This is a genomic window from Pseudomonas sp. PsB (assembly GCF_043658375.1).
Lineage (GTDB): Bacteria > Pseudomonadota > Gammaproteobacteria > Pseudomonadales > Pseudomonadaceae > Aquipseudomonas > Aquipseudomonas putida_Z.
In genome coordinates this window covers 21,891-35,366 of the sequence record NZ_JBIGLU010000013.1, presented here as the reverse complement: position 1 = coordinate 35,366, position 13,476 = coordinate 21,891, and the positions used below count along the sequence as shown (strand labels likewise).

13 protein-coding genes are annotated in these 13,476 nt (G+C 59.5%); all 13 read left to right on the top strand.

The window, feature by feature from the left end; translation table 11 throughout:
• Positions 1 to 179: 179 nt before the first annotated feature.
• The 13 genes from tssB (at position 180) to ACGLHT_RS16795 (ending at position 13,475) form a co-directional block, all read left to right on the top strand.
• Positions 180 to 683 carry a type VI secretion system contractile sheath small subunit gene (tssB, locus tag ACGLHT_RS16855; RefSeq protein ID WP_025339893.1) on the top strand — a complete coding sequence of 168 codons (504 nt, stop codon included), beginning with the start codon at positions 180 to 182 and terminating at the stop codon, positions 681 to 683.
• 17 nt (positions 684 to 700) lie between these two features.
• Complete coding sequence (gene tssC, locus ACGLHT_RS16850) at positions 701 to 2,191, top strand: type VI secretion system contractile sheath large subunit (RefSeq protein ID WP_025339894.1); 1,491 nt, start codon at positions 701 to 703, stop codon at positions 2,189 to 2,191.
• Complete coding sequence (tssE, locus tag ACGLHT_RS16845; RefSeq protein ID WP_025339895.1) at positions 2,188 to 2,598, top strand: type VI secretion system baseplate subunit TssE; 411 nt, start codon at positions 2,188 to 2,190, stop codon at positions 2,596 to 2,598. Before tssC ends, tssE begins: the two co-directional genes overlap by 4 nt.
• 3 nt (positions 2,599 to 2,601) lie before the next feature.
• Positions 2,602 to 4,368, top strand: a complete 1,767-nt coding sequence (tssF, locus tag ACGLHT_RS16840) for a type VI secretion system baseplate subunit TssF (protein WP_274120734.1) — start codon at positions 2,602 to 2,604, stop codon at positions 4,366 to 4,368.
• Positions 4,332 to 5,348, top strand: a complete 1,017-nt coding sequence (gene tssG, locus ACGLHT_RS16835) for a type VI secretion system baseplate subunit TssG (RefSeq protein WP_274120733.1) — start codon at positions 4,332 to 4,334, stop codon at positions 5,346 to 5,348. Before tssF ends, tssG begins: the two co-directional genes overlap by 37 nt.
• Positions 5,345 to 5,902, top strand: a complete 558-nt coding sequence (locus ACGLHT_RS16830; protein WP_274120732.1) for an FHA domain-containing protein — start codon at positions 5,345 to 5,347, stop codon at positions 5,900 to 5,902. Before tssG ends, ACGLHT_RS16830 begins: the two co-directional genes overlap by 4 nt.
• Positions 5,899 to 6,693, top strand: a complete 795-nt coding sequence (tssJ, locus tag ACGLHT_RS16825; protein ID WP_247846213.1) for a type VI secretion system lipoprotein TssJ — start codon at positions 5,899 to 5,901, stop codon at positions 6,691 to 6,693. Before ACGLHT_RS16830 ends, tssJ begins: the two co-directional genes overlap by 4 nt.
• 52 nt (positions 6,694 to 6,745) lie before the next feature.
• On the top strand, positions 6,746 to 8,083 hold the full coding sequence (tssK, locus tag ACGLHT_RS16820; RefSeq protein WP_025339900.1) for a type VI secretion system baseplate subunit TssK: 1,338 nt from the start codon (positions 6,746 to 6,748) through the stop codon (positions 8,081 to 8,083).
• A gap of 1 nt (position 8,084) precedes the next feature.
• On the top strand, positions 8,085 to 8,954 hold the full coding sequence (gene icmH, locus ACGLHT_RS16815; protein ID WP_137164421.1) for a type IVB secretion system protein IcmH/DotU: 870 nt from the start codon (positions 8,085 to 8,087) through the stop codon (positions 8,952 to 8,954).
• Positions 8,955 to 9,087: 133 nt separating this feature from the next.
• Positions 9,088 to 9,603 carry an Hcp family type VI secretion system effector gene (locus ACGLHT_RS16810; protein WP_025339902.1) on the top strand — a complete coding sequence of 172 codons (516 nt, stop codon included), beginning with the start codon at positions 9,088 to 9,090 and terminating at the stop codon, positions 9,601 to 9,603.
• Between the two features lie 73 nt (positions 9,604 to 9,676).
• Complete coding sequence (locus ACGLHT_RS16805; RefSeq protein WP_394519816.1) at positions 9,677 to 11,743, top strand: type VI secretion system Vgr family protein; 2,067 nt, start codon at positions 9,677 to 9,679, stop codon at positions 11,741 to 11,743.
• 15 nt (positions 11,744 to 11,758) lie between these two features.
• Positions 11,759 to 13,117, top strand: coding sequence for a DUF2169 domain-containing protein (locus ACGLHT_RS16800; protein ID WP_274121227.1), 1,359 nt, complete (start codon positions 11,759 to 11,761; stop codon positions 13,115 to 13,117).
• Position 13,118: 1 nt separating this feature from the next.
• Positions 13,119 to 13,475 carry a DUF4150 domain-containing protein gene (locus tag ACGLHT_RS16795; protein WP_274121226.1) on the top strand — a complete coding sequence of 119 codons (357 nt, stop codon included), beginning with the start codon at positions 13,119 to 13,121 and terminating at the stop codon, positions 13,473 to 13,475.
• The last annotated feature ends 1 nt before the right edge of the window (position 13,476 follow it).

The window sequence follows — 13,476 nt, the reverse complement described above, 5'->3', positions numbered from 1 at the left end:
ACAGACAAAACAATATTCACAACCAAATATTTCCTTACACTTTCACGCTCGACGCACAATATTTTTTCGGTGCATGGTTTTTTACACGCACATAGCGAGAAGCCAATTACGTTTAAATTTAAACATAACTTTGTAGGACGTTTCCTACATATATTCAAACTTCACGAAGGCTGAAACTCATGAGTAAAAGCTCAGGCTCTGTTGCACCCAAAGAACGCATAAACATCAAGTACGTACCGGCCACCGACGGCGAACAAGCCGAGGTAGAGCTGCCGCACAAGATGTTGGTCCTAGGCGATTTCGGCCTGGATGATGCCCGCGCGCTGGAAGACCGTTCGATCATGCGAATCGACAAACACAGTTTCAACAATGTGTTGAACGACGCCGATGTCAGCCTCGCCATGTCCGTGCCATCCATGCTCAGCACTGCCCCCGACGCAGAGCTGGCGGTCAACCTGCAGTTCAAGTCCATCAACGATTTCGGGCCAGACAGCATCGCCCGCCAGGTACCGGAGCTGAACAAGCTGCTGGAGCTTCGCGAGGCATTGGTCGCACTGAAAGGCCCACTGGGCAACGTGCCCACGTTCCGCAAGCAACTGCAGCACCTGCTGAACAACGAACAGGCACGCAAACAACTGGCAGAAGAACTTGACCTGGTGCTCGAGGCGCCAAAAGAAGACTGAGACAACGGAGCGTCCCCATGCCAAAGCAAAACAGCACGACCGTCGCGGTTGAAACAACAACCGAAACACTGAGCAACGCCACCCTGCTCGACCAGATCATGGCAGAAACCAAGTTGGTACCTACTCAAGAGGGCTATCAAGTCGCTCGCCAGGGTGTATCTGCTTTTATCGCCGAAATCCTTAAAAGCCATGACCCTGATCAACTCATCAACAAACATCGCGTCGACCAGATGATCGCTGAACTGGATCGGGTGCTCAGCAGGCAGATGGATGCCATCCTGCATCAGCCCGAGTTCCAGCAACTTGAATCCGCGTGGCGCAGCCTCAAACTTTTGGTCGACCGAACCGACTTCCGCGAGAACATCAAGCTCGAGGTCTTGCATGTCAGCAAAGATGACTTGCTCGATGACTTCGAGAATGCCGCCGATATCACTTGCAGCGGCATCTACAAGCATGTTTACACCGCAGGTTATGGCCAATTTGGTGGTGAACCCGTTGCAGCGATGGTTGGCAACTACAGCTTCGGCCCCTCTTCTCCCGATATAAAACTGCTGAGTTACATGGCCTCGGTCGGTGCCATGGCACACGCCCCTTTTCTCGCGGCGCCCTCTCCTGAGTTCTTCAACCTGAGCAGCTTTGAAGAGCTGCCCAATCTGAAGGAGATCAAGGACATTTTCGCCGGCCCCCGGCATGCCAAGTGGCGTGCGTTCCGCGAAAGCGAGGATGCCCGTCATACGGGGCTGACCGGGCCGCGATTCATGCTCCGCTCTGCCTATCACCCGCAAGAAAACCCGGTCCAGAGCTTCACCTACGACGAGGACATCGCAGGGCGGCACGACAACTATCTGTGGGGCAACTCCGCCTTCCTGCTGGCCAGCTGCATCAATGACAGCTTTGCCCGCTACCGCTGGTGCCCGAACATCATCGGCCCGCAGTCGGGTGGTGCCGTCGAAGACCTGCCGGTGCACCTGTACGAGTCACTGGGTCAGCTGCAGGCCAAGATTCCGACCGAAGTCCTGATCTCCGACCGCAAGGAGTTTGAGCTGGCCGAAGAGGGCTTCATCGCCCTGACCATGCGCAAGGACAGCGACAACGCCGCGTTCTTCTCGGCCAACTCGGTACAGAAGCCGAAGAACTTCCCCAAGACCCCGGAAGGCCTGCAAGCGCAAACCAACTACAAGCTCGGCACCCAGCTGCCCTACCTGTTCATCGTCAACCGGTTGGCCCACTACATCAAAGTGCTGCAGCGCGAGCAGATCGGTAGCTGGAAAGAGCGCAAGGACCTTGAGTCCGAACTGAACAAATGGATCAGGCAGTACGTCGCCGACCAGGAGAACCCGTCAGCCGATGTGCGCAGCCGTCGCCCGTTGCGTGCTGCAAGGGTCGAGGTGTCGGACGTTGCCGGTGACCCGGGCTGGTATCAGGTCTCGCTCGCCGTGCGCCCGCACTTCAAGTACATGGGGGCGAATTTCGAAATCTCCCTGGTCGGTCGGCTTGATACCCAATGAGTGGATTTTTCGACCGTTTGGTGACGGATCAACTCGCAAGCCGGGTGCCCTCCAGGCAAGAGAACGCTACCCAGAAGTTCGCCGCCATCAAGCGCCATCTGGAAACGCTGCTCAATGCTCGCCAGGGTTGCTCGCAAAGCAGCCCTGAGCTGGGCCTGAGTGACTTCAACGGGCACGACGCAAGCAGTGGCGACCTGCTGAAACAGGTGAGCGCGGACATCCGCCGCACCATTCAGCGCTTTGAGCCGCGTGTGCATGTGCGCGCGCTCAAGGCCGTCCCCGATTGCCATGCCCCGCTGGAACTGCATTTCAGGCTGGACTGCCACGTGCAGGTCAACAACCACACGGAGCAGCTGCAACTGGAGCTGCTGGTCAATGGCCATAACCGCCACACCCGAGTGAGGTGACCTATGTCACTCAAGGACCGATTCAGCGAAGAGTTGCGTTACCTATATGAACTGGGGAACGACTTCGCCCAAGACAACCCACAACTTGCCCGCCTGCTCGGCAAGGGTGGCAGCGACCCGGATGTCGAACGCCTGATGGAAGCCTTTGCATTCCTCACGGCCAAACTGCGGCTCAAGCTGGAGGACGACCTGCCCGAGCTGACGCACCCCATGCTGCAGTTGCTGTGGCCCAACTACCTGCGGCCCCTGCCGAGCGCCACGATCATCCAGTTCACGCCGCGCAAGCAAGCGCTCAGCCAGTCGCAACCCATCGCCAAAGGCTCGCGGTTGTTCTCCAGCCCCGTGGATGGGGTGCCCTGCGAATTCCGCACCTGCACGGCGGTGGACATTCACCCGTTCGAGATCGAGTCGGTGAATGCAACCCAGACACTCGACAGTTCGGTAGTTCGCATCGGCCTGCAAACCTTGGTCGAGCGGCCGCTGAACACCCTGGGCTGCGCCAGCCTCGACTTTCACCTGAGCGGTGACACCCAAACTGCCCGCACGCTGTACCTGTGGATCGCTCAATACCTCAAGCATGTCTGCGTGACAGTCAATGGTGGGGTACGCCGGCTGCCGGCCAGCAGCATCGTGTTCCCAGGCTTCAGCCCGGACGAAGCGCTGCTGCCTTACCCACAGAACGTCTTTGACGGTTACCGGATCCTGCAGGAGTACTTCGTATTTCCCGAGCGTTTCCACTTCGTCAGCATCACCGGCCTGGAGAAAATCTGGCCTGCTCAAGCGTCTCAGCGGGTCGACCTCGAGTTTCACTTCACCCGACAGTTACCGGATTCGCTGCGTGTCGGCAAAGCAGACTTCAGCCTGTTCTGCACCCCGGCAGTGAACCTGCTCAGCCACAGCGCCGAGCCCATCGACCTGTCCAACCGGCCCGCCCAGGTCGAGCTTGTGCCCAGAGGCAAGGAGCGGCACGCCTATGAAATCTTCAGTGTCGACCGGGTCATCAGCACCCGCACCACGACTGACGGAAGTACCGGCGAACACCTGAGAACCTTCCGCCCCTTCGAGTCGTTCGCCCATGAGATCGAGCATGTGCAAGGGCGCACGGCGTTGTACTACCGCTACACACTCGAGGACTCCCTGCGCGGCGATGGCGTCACCCATCGCATCGCTTTCGTGCGCGCCGATGCCAACGCCTACATCGGCGAACTGGAAACAGCGTCCATCGACCTGACCTGCACCAACCGCGACCTGCCGCTGGCGTTGGGCATCGATGACATCAACGTGCTCACCGAAATCACGCCGCCCCTGGCCACCTATACCAACATCCGCGCCCCCACCCGCCCCTACCGGCCGGTGCTGGATGGCCAGTTGCAATGGGCCCTGATCTCCAACATGTCGCTCAACTACCTGTCGCTGCTCTCGGCCGAGCCGCTGAAAGCGGTCATCCGCGCTTACGACTTCGCGGCCTTGCACGACATCCAGCAGACACGCACCACCCGCAAACGCCTCGATGGCATCCGTGATGTGCAAACGGAGCCGCTGGACTGGCTGATCAAGGGCCAGCCCATTCGTGGCTTGCGCACGCGGCTGAAGCTGGATCAAAGCGCATTCCTCTGCGAAGGCGACCTGTACCTGTTCGGTTGCGTGCTCGCGCACTTCTTCGCCCTGTACGCCAGCATCAATTCCTTCCACCAACTGGAAGTGATCAACACCACCAACAACGAGCACTACACATGGCCAATCCAGACCGGCAAACAACCGCTGATCTAGCCGACAAGCTGTTCGCCGAGGCGCACCAGTACAACTTCTTCCAGTTGCTGGAACGCCTGCACGGCTTGCACGGGGATGACCTGGAACCACGCTGGCCAGATCAGGCCACCCGGTTGAGGGTGCGACTTGCCAGTGACCCGCGGCTGAGTTTCCCGGTTTCCGACATATCCAAGGTCGAACGTATGCCAGGGGAAGCTGACCGCTATCGCGTGTGCACCACCTTCATGGGTTTGCATGGCACCGACTCGCCGCTGCCCACCTATTACCTGGAGCAGGTGGCATACGAGCATGCACAGGGCATCGGTGTGCGGCCGGCGTTCTTCGATTTCTTCAACCACTACCTCCTCAGCTTGCTGCATCGCATCTGGCGTAAATATCGCTACTACATCCGCTTTCAGCCGGGAGCTACCGATGGGTTCTCCCAGTACATCTTTGCCCTGCTCGGGTTGAATGACAGACAGTTGCGCGGGGACACGGCACTGCCGTGGAGCCGGCTGCTCAGTTTCGCCGGCGTCATTGCCAGCCGCAGCCGTGCGCCGGGCACGGTCGCCGGCATCATCGCCCACTGCTTCGACTTGAAGCAGGTACAGATCCGCGAGTTCGAAACCCGCTCGGTCCCTACTGCCGCCAGGCAACTGGTCAGCCTTGGCCGCAGCAACGGCGAACTGGGCAGCACTTTCATGGTGGGCAGCCGCACCCGAACACGCAGCAGCAAGTTCACCATCGTGATCAGCGAACTCGACCCAGCGCAATTGCGTGACCTGCTGCCCAGCGGCATCAACTTCGGCCGGTTACGGGCATTGATCGACTTCCTGCTGCGTGATGGCCTGGCCTACGACCTGGAGCTGCGCCTGAAGCAGAACGCACTGCCGCCCTTCTGCCTGCACCGTAGCCTGGGTGCCTACCTGGGCTGGACCAGCTTCGTCGATGACCGTCACGGCCAGAGCTGCCCTGTGGTGCGGTTCCGGGGGCGCTCATGAGCATTTTGACCTTGAGCATCACCAACCTGGATCAGTTGCAACACAACGTCGCTGCCCGACATCAGTTCGATCGCACAGGCGGCACCATCGGCAGCGCGAAGGCCACCTGGCAGATCAACGACCGTGAGCAGACCGTTGCACCGATCCATTGCGAGATCCGCTGGATCGAGGGCAGCTTCTGCGTCATCGATCGCTGTCAGCGTACCTACCTGAACGACAGCCTCCACAGCCTGGGGTCGCTTACCGCCAGGCGGCTGCTCGAGGGTGACCAGTTGCGCATTGGCGCCTATCGGCTGCAGGCCCAGCTTGCGCAGGCCGACGCACGCTCAGTGGAGGACCTGTTCAGCCCTGAACAGAGAACCCTTGATCACTGGTTGCTGGATGTTCCACCCGAGGCTTGTCATGCCGCTGCAGCCGCCCCCGAGACAGTCGCGGACATCTGCTCGGCATTCGAACCGGGCATGGGCAACGACCCCTTGGCGGCACTGGACACCGAGGCAGCGCCAACGCAGCAGAGCCCACTGGAACGCCTGATTGCAGGAGAACGCCTATGATGCGTCCAACATGCGTGGCCGGCCTGCTGACGGCGCTGATCGGGCTCTCGGGTTGCACGTCCCTGAGCAAGATTGGCCAGGTGGTGATGGACCCCTCATTGCCCATCGGACCGCCCGGGGAACACCCCACCCAGGTCGCGTTCAGCATCAACGCCAGCCCAACGCTCAATGGCAACCCGAACAGCCTTGAGGTGGCGCCCGAGCCCGGGCCGGTTGTGGAGCCCAGCCCTTACGCGGTCAGCCTGAGTGCAGGCGACCCCTACGTGCTGACCGAGAAAGTCGGGGCCCTGTTCGAGTACCTGCAGGAACAATTCCCGGCCATGTCGCCCGTCGATTCGCCAGTTGACGATGGCGAGGATCCGGCGCGCTCCCCCATGGAAGAAAGTACCCCGGGCAGCTACGACGACCCGACCGTGGTGCTGACCTTGCCGCGCACCACCACCGTGGCCGCCGAGCCCGTCGCTACGCCCATGGCCGTGAAGATCCTGCAACTGCGCGACGACTCTCTCTTGCGCAACAGTGTTTACGAACTGCTGGACAAGGACCCTGCCGAGGCGCTGCGCAGCACCTACATACGCGATGACGATTACCTGCTGCGCCCTGGCCAGTTCAAGTTCATCCCCTTTGCGCCCATCGAGGCCGAAACCCGCTTCGTCGCGGTGATCGCCGACTACCGGAATCAGGAAAACGCCACCTGGAGCCAGGTGCTGCGCATTCCGCCCCGCGGGCACCAGATCATCCTGTCGGTGTTGCTCAACGACACGCAGCTCCTGCTCAAGGAGGAAGACTGATGGCGCCTGTAACCCTGCCCTTCTCGCTTACTCACGCTGACATGGAGCGCTCATGAGTTCACGTAACCCTGTGCTGTGGCCGGAAGGCCTGTTCGTCAAACCGCAGCATTTCCAACAGGCCGCCCGTGCCGCCGAAGCGGCCCTGCATCAACGTCTTGGCAGCCTGAACGCAGCCTTCTATGGCTTCAGCGAATTGCAGTTGAACGACGAGTACCTGAGCCTGGGCAAGGTCGCCATCACCCGTGCACGGGGCATCATGCCGGACGGCACGGTGTTCGATATCCCTGCAGACCTGCCACCACCGCCACCGCTGGAAATCGAAGACGACGGCGCGAAGGACAGCGAGATCTACCTGTGCCTGCCGCTGCGCACCGAAGGTGGCCGTGAGGTGAGCTGGCCCGATAACCCCGCCAACTTCCGATACAGCGCCCAGGCCCTGGAAATCAAGGACACGCACAGCGCCGACGGTGACCTGGTGCAGGTTGACCTGGCGGTGCCCAACCTGCAGCTCAAACGCAAGGCCGACGACAGCAGCGCCTACACCCGCCTGGCCGTGACGCGCATTCTGGAACGGCGCCCCGATGGCAGCCTGCAACTGGATGAAGGCTTCTATCCCACCAGCGTTTCAGTGCGCGCCGTACCCGCGCTGCAACGGTATCTGGAAGAAATCACCAACTCCCTGCGCGAGCGTGCGCGCAACCTCGCCGCCCGCATTGGCGCCTCAGGGCAGTCCGGCATCGCCGACATTCGCGACTTCAACCTGCTGCAGGCCATGAACCGCTGGTGGCCATGCTTCCAGCATCTGGCCAGGCAAGGGCAGACCCACCCCGAACAGTTGTACCTGTGCATGAGCCAGGCCTGTGGCGAGTTCGTGACGTTTACCGACGAGAGCCGGCTGCCGCAGGAATACCCCGCCTATCACCATACCGCGCTGCGCACCTCCTTCAAGCCGCTGGAGGACACGCTACGCCGAGCACTGAGCACGGTGCTGCAACCCCGCGCCGTTTCGCTGCCGCTGGAGACGCTGGAGTACGGCTTGCTGACAACCACGCTGGAGGATCGCCGCCTGATCGACGAGGCCGACTTCATTCTGGCAGTGCGAGCCCACATGCCGCCTCAGACATTGCGTCGGATGTTCGTGCAGAAGGCAAAGGTCGTCTCGCTGGAGTCGTTGAACGAGGTAGTGCCGCTGCAGCTTCCAGGTATTCCACTGGTGCCGCTGCCCGTGGCTCCTCGGGATCTGCCCTTCCATGCAGGCTTCACCTACTTCGAGCTGGACCGTCGCTCCCCGGCTTGGGCGGGCATGGAGGCATCCAGTGGCTTCGGTATCCACGTCGCGGGGGAGTTCCCGGGGCTGGAACTGCAGTTCTGGGCGATCAGGAGTGAATGAAATGAAACAAGAAAACAGCCCCCCAACTGATGCCGAACAGGTCGAAAGCGAGCAACTGCACGCAATGCTCGAGGCGTCTTTGTCCAACGACTCACCCGCACCGACAGCGGCTGATGGCGCTGAGCGAAAGCCGAAGGCAGAACCAGTGTATGAAGGCTACCCGGCAGACCCAGACTTCCAGCTACGTGGCGGCTACGACAACCTGATGCTGGATGCAGCCGCGCCGCTGTTCGGCCTGGTGATACGCCTGCGCACACTGGATGCGCTGCCCAACATCAAGGAGGTGCACCAGCAGGTGCGCAACCAGATCGAAAACGTGCGGGAAGAGATGCGCCAGCACGGCTACGAGCCCGCTCAGTTGCTGGCGTACTCATACGGTCTTTGCCTTTTCATCGATGAAGCTGTCATGGACAGGCCTTGGGGTAAAACCAGCTGCTGGAGCCAGGAACCCCTGCTCAGCATCTTCCACGACGAAACCTGGGGTGGAGAGAAAGTCTTCACCGTGCTGTCGCGCCTCATGCAGGAACCCAAACGTTACCAGGACGTATTGGAGTTCATGTACTTCGCGCTGTGCCTCGGTTTGAAGGGCAAGTACGCCATCGCCCCGAAGGGCGAAGAATCCCTCAACGCATTGATACACCAACTCCACGGGATTATCCGAGAACTGCGCGGCCCGACTCCGGAGACCGTCTGCGACCCGTACACCAACGTCGCCCCAAGCAACTTCCGCATGAACCGGCAATGGCCGTGGTGGAGCCCGTTGGTCATTTCCGCCCTCGCCATGGCGGTGGCGTACGGCATCTACAGCTACCGGCTGCACCTCATTACCACCGAGGTGCTGGAGTCGCTGAACGGCATCTTGCAGCAGTAGCGAGCCCACACACGGCTCAACTGATTTCAAGGAATTAGCGAAGCGTTTGCTTCGTTGACAAGCCCATCGTTCCCGATGGCCACGCCACCCTGGGTGCGCGTGTTTTATCCACATGGACGCAGGAGAAACTGCCATGCCAACACCCGCTTACATCAAGATCATTGGTCAAACTCAAGGCAACATCACTGCTGGCGCATTTACCGCTGAGTCCGTCGGCAATGTTTACCAGGAAGGCCATGAAGATGAAATCCTGGTTCAGGAAATCCAGCATGAGGTGACCACGCCTACTGACCCGCAGAACGGCCAACCCACCGGTCAGCGCGTGCACAAGCCGCTCAAGTTCACCAGTTCGCTGAACAAGGCCACGCCTCTGATGTATCAAGCACTGGCCACTGGCGAAATGCTGCCGACCGTTGAAGTCAACTGGTACCGCACTTCAATGGAAGGCAAACAGGAGCACTTCTTCACGACCAAACTCGAAGACGCCACCATCGTCAGCATCAATACCGTGTTACCCCACGCTCAAGACAAGGAGAACGAAAACTACACACAGCTGATCGAGGTTGCGCTGACCTATCGAAAGATCACTTGGGCGCACGATGTGGCCAATACCGAAGGGTCTGACGACTGGCGCGCACCCGCCGCCTGATATTTACGAATGCTCCGGGTGGGTATACCTGCCCGGACTTTGTATTACTTCAGACGGCGGACAAGGATTGCTTATGCCTAGCCAATCTGATTTGCGTTACAGCTTCCAGCCTTTAGTTGGAAAAGCTGAATTCGAAGTGGTGTCGTTCGAACTCCGAGAGGGGATCAGCATGCCCTTCGAGTTGGAGCTGAAACTCATCAGCTTCGAAAACGATATCGACTTCGGCCACCTGCTCGACAAGCCCGTACTTTTTACCATCTGGGACGGCGAACGCCCGGTGCGCTACGTGCACGGCCTGGTCAGCCGGTTCAGCCAGGCTGAAAGTGGCTTCTACCGCACCTACTATCACGCGCTGGTCGAGCCCCAGCTGGCCCGGGCCGACCTGCGCTCGAACTGGCGCATCTTCCAGCAAAAGACCGTCCCGCAAATTCTCGAGCTGATGCTCCAGCGCCAGGGCATCAACCAGTACGAACTGCGCGCCAGCATGGACCATCAGGTCCGCGAGTTCTGCGTTCAGGCCGGTGAGACGGACCTGGCGTTCATCACCCGCCTGGCTGCTGAAGAAGGCTTCGTCTACCGCTTTGCGCACAATGACAAGCTGCACAAGCTGATCATTACCGATCGGCTGCAATCATTCGGCTTGATCAGCCATGGGACCATCAAGGCCGAGGATGACGACGAGGGCTTCTTTGATGCCGACGAGCCTGTAGACCCTGACAGCGTGCTGTACCAAGCCACCGGCGGTGGCGATCAAGCCATGCCGTGCCTTCGCCGCTTGCGCTACAGCGAACAGGTGCGCACCGCTCGCCAGGTACAGCGCGACTACACCTTTACCAACCCGGCCTACCGCCAGGAACACAGAGCTGCCGGGCCCTTCCTGGAGCATCAGTCCAAAGAGTACGAATTCTTCGATTACCCAGGCCGTTACAAACGCGATGCGGTAGGCAAGCCGTTCACCGAAAACCGCATCACTGCGTTGCGCCACGATGTGCGTATTGCCGAGGTTGAGGGTGACGATGTTCGCCTGCAACCGGGCCTGAGCTTCACCCTGACAGGTCACTCACGTGACGACCTCGACGCGCATTGGCGAGTGAACACGGTTACCCACAAAGGCAAACAATTCACCAGCCTGCAGGAAGAAGCCGCCGGCGCAGATGTAAGCACGCACTACCAGCAGACCGCCGTGCTGGTCCCCGGCCGGACCGAATGGCGCCCTGCCCCACTATCAAAACCACGCGTTGATGGCCCGCACATGGCTACTGTGGTCGGCCCGAAGGGAGAGGAGATCTATTGCGATGAGTGGGGCCGGGTGAAGGTCAGCTTTCCCTGGGACCGTGAAAGCCAGAACAACGAGTTCAGCTCCTGCTGGGTGCGTGTGTCGCAAGGCTGGGCCGGTGGCAGCTGGGGCTCGATGGCGATCCCGCGCATCGGCCAGGACGTGATCATCCAGTACGTCAACGGTGACCCCGACCAGCCGATGATTACCGGGCGCACCTATTGCGGCGATCAGCTCCCGCCCTACGACCTGCCCGACCACAAGACCCGCATGACCATCAAAAGCCAGACCCACAAGGGGGATGGCTTCAACGAGTTGCGTTTCGAGGATGAGTTGGGTCGGCAAGAGGTATTCATCCATGCCGAGAAGGACCAGAACAACGTCGTCAAGCACAACGAAACCACCTTTGTCGGCAACGACCGCAGTGAGCGAGTCGATCACAACGAAACCATCTCCATCGGCGACCACCGCACCGAAGACGTTGGCAAGAACGAAACCATCAGCATTGGCGCCAACCGCAGCGTGACCATCGGCGCCAACAAGACCGAAACCATCAAGCTGGCCAAGGCAGAAACCATCGGTTTGGCCAAGGCCCTGACCATCGGTGCGGGATACCAGGTGAGCGTGGGCGCGGCCATGAACACCACTGTTGGGCTTAGCCAGAGCGAACAGGTGGGGATTCATAAGTCAGTGGTGGTCGGCAACAGGTTCAGCATCAGCGCAGGTGACGAACTGAGCATCACAGTCGGCAAGGCCAGTCTGGTGATGAAGTCCGACGGCACCGTGCTGATCAATGGCAGCAACTTTGACTTCAGTGCCACAGGGCCTGTGCAAATCAACGGCGTGGATGTCGATCTCAACTGAAGGGGGCAACCCGACATGGAATTTCGCAACCTGACGCCATTTGACGTCATGTGCTTCAGCGCGCTCGATAAACAGGATGTCGAGCATCCAGTGATCGTGATGAAGGTAGGCTATCGGCTAGAGGCAATCGCCGAAAGACCTGGGCACCTAAGCGCCCAAGTAATAGATGATGAGCCCGTAGCACTCTGCTTGGCTGATCAGTACTTCGGTGAGGAAGGGCGCAGCAGCGTAAAAGAGGAAAGCGACTTAGCACCCTTCAAACCTCGCTGTGATGTCATCATCAACGGGCACGCCCACGCCCCCAATGGCACTCCCACTCGCGACTGGGTAGCTGGCATTCGCCTGAGCGAACCAGCAGCGCCGTTGAAGATCACGGTCGAGCAGCCTAAGCCATGGAAGACAGGCGAACCACTTACGCAACAGCAACTCTATGCCTGGCGTGATGCGCAAGCCGAAGCAAACCTACGCCGCGCGAACGCACCCACTCGCAATATTCTTTTAGATAAACGACTACGTTTCACAGGGCCGCGAGTATTTAGGCAAGGCTTCTTGGGTGGCTGGCATCTAACTGAAGCCGAATTGGCCAAGCATGTACCATTACAATGGGAATACGCATTTGGCGGATCGAGTGTCTTTGGGAATCCGCACTACCCCGAGCACACGCCTGAGCCCTACCTACTTAATCAGGTCTGTTATAGCAACCCTCTGGGGCGAGGCTGGATTGAGCGTCGCCATTTTGAAGTGGCCAGCTCACTTGAGCTGCTCCTTGAGGAACTACCCGCCCCGCAGATTGAGCCGACTGATAGGCCTATCGAAAGGCTGCTGAAAATCTCCCAGCCAGACGGGGATATCAGTGCCGTTGAAATGGCTGAAATTTCGAGCGCCCTGGACCACCAGCCTGTCGGGTTCGGGGTTGTAGGACGAGCGTGGGCACCCCGCCTGGCTTTGGCCGGCACGTACGACAGTGACTGGCAAGACAGACGCTGGCCAGGTCTGCCCGACGACTTTGATTTCAGCTATTGGAACGGCGCACCTGCGGACCAGCAGACCACCTTTTTTCGACCAGATACTTGCATTGAGTTGTTCAACCTCACCCCGCCCGATTGGAACCACAACGGCCAGTCATGCATAGAGCTACCAGGGCACCGCCCATTCCTGCTCGCTCGGCTACACAGTGGTGCGATGGTCCCTCTACCGTTGCTGACCGACACCCTCTCGATCGACACCGACACAATGACGTTGTCGATGACTCATCGGGTGAGCCTTCCCTCAGCAGATCCCATTCGTGTGTTGGAGGCCCGATTCGAAGTTAACCCACGTGCTCCGCTCATCAAGCGCGCCTCAACAGATCACCTGATCCACGAGGTGCTCTGAAATGGCGGAGAACGTTCTTGCACGTAAACAAGACAAATGGATAGTCGTCAGCATTGCCCCAGATGTCTGTAAAACACCCATGGGGGGAGCCGCGCCACCCGTACCCTACCCAGTCTCTGCAGAGCTGAAAGCTGCAACAGGCGTCGCGAAGTCAGTGCGCGTTAATGGACACCCCATAGTTGTCTATGACAAGAGTTTGATACCCAAGACAGACGGTGACCAAGCGGGTGCGGCCAAAGGCATTAAAAGCAATACGGTTGGAGGGAAATGTTACCCGCACGAGAGAAGCAGCACCGTCCGGGCCGAAGGAAAGCTGGTAATACGCCATAACGATCTTTTCTGGATGAATGGGTCGTGAT

Excerpts from the sequence above, each read along its gene's own strand:
- tssB (WP_025339893.1), top strand. The coding sequence starts at position 180 with ATGAGTAAAAGCTCAGGCTCTGTTGCACCCAAAGAACGCATAAACATC.
- tssC (WP_025339894.1), top strand. The coding sequence starts at position 701 with ATGCCAAAGCAAAACAGCACGACCGTCGCGGTTGAAACAACAACCGAA.
- tssE (WP_025339895.1), top strand. The coding sequence starts at position 2,188 with ATGAGTGGATTTTTCGACCGTTTGGTGACGGATCAACTCGCAAGCCGG.
- tssF (WP_274120734.1), top strand. The coding sequence starts at position 2,602 with ATGTCACTCAAGGACCGATTCAGCGAAGAGTTGCGTTACCTATATGAA.
- tssG (WP_274120733.1), top strand. The coding sequence starts at position 4,332 with ATGGCCAATCCAGACCGGCAAACAACCGCTGATCTAGCCGACAAGCTG.
- ACGLHT_RS16830 (WP_274120732.1), top strand. The coding sequence starts at position 5,345 with ATGAGCATTTTGACCTTGAGCATCACCAACCTGGATCAGTTGCAACAC.
- tssJ (WP_247846213.1), top strand. The coding sequence starts at position 5,899 with ATGATGCGTCCAACATGCGTGGCCGGCCTGCTGACGGCGCTGATCGGG.
- tssK (WP_025339900.1), top strand. The coding sequence starts at position 6,746 with ATGAGTTCACGTAACCCTGTGCTGTGGCCGGAAGGCCTGTTCGTCAAA.
- icmH (WP_137164421.1), top strand. The coding sequence starts at position 8,085 with ATGAAACAAGAAAACAGCCCCCCAACTGATGCCGAACAGGTCGAAAGC.
- ACGLHT_RS16810 (WP_025339902.1), top strand. The coding sequence starts at position 9,088 with ATGCCAACACCCGCTTACATCAAGATCATTGGTCAAACTCAAGGCAAC.
- ACGLHT_RS16805 (WP_394519816.1), top strand. The coding sequence starts at position 9,677 with ATGCCTAGCCAATCTGATTTGCGTTACAGCTTCCAGCCTTTAGTTGGA.
- ACGLHT_RS16800 (WP_274121227.1), top strand. The coding sequence starts at position 11,759 with ATGGAATTTCGCAACCTGACGCCATTTGACGTCATGTGCTTCAGCGCG.
- ACGLHT_RS16795 (WP_274121226.1), top strand. The coding sequence starts at position 13,119 with ATGGCGGAGAACGTTCTTGCACGTAAACAAGACAAATGGATAGTCGTC.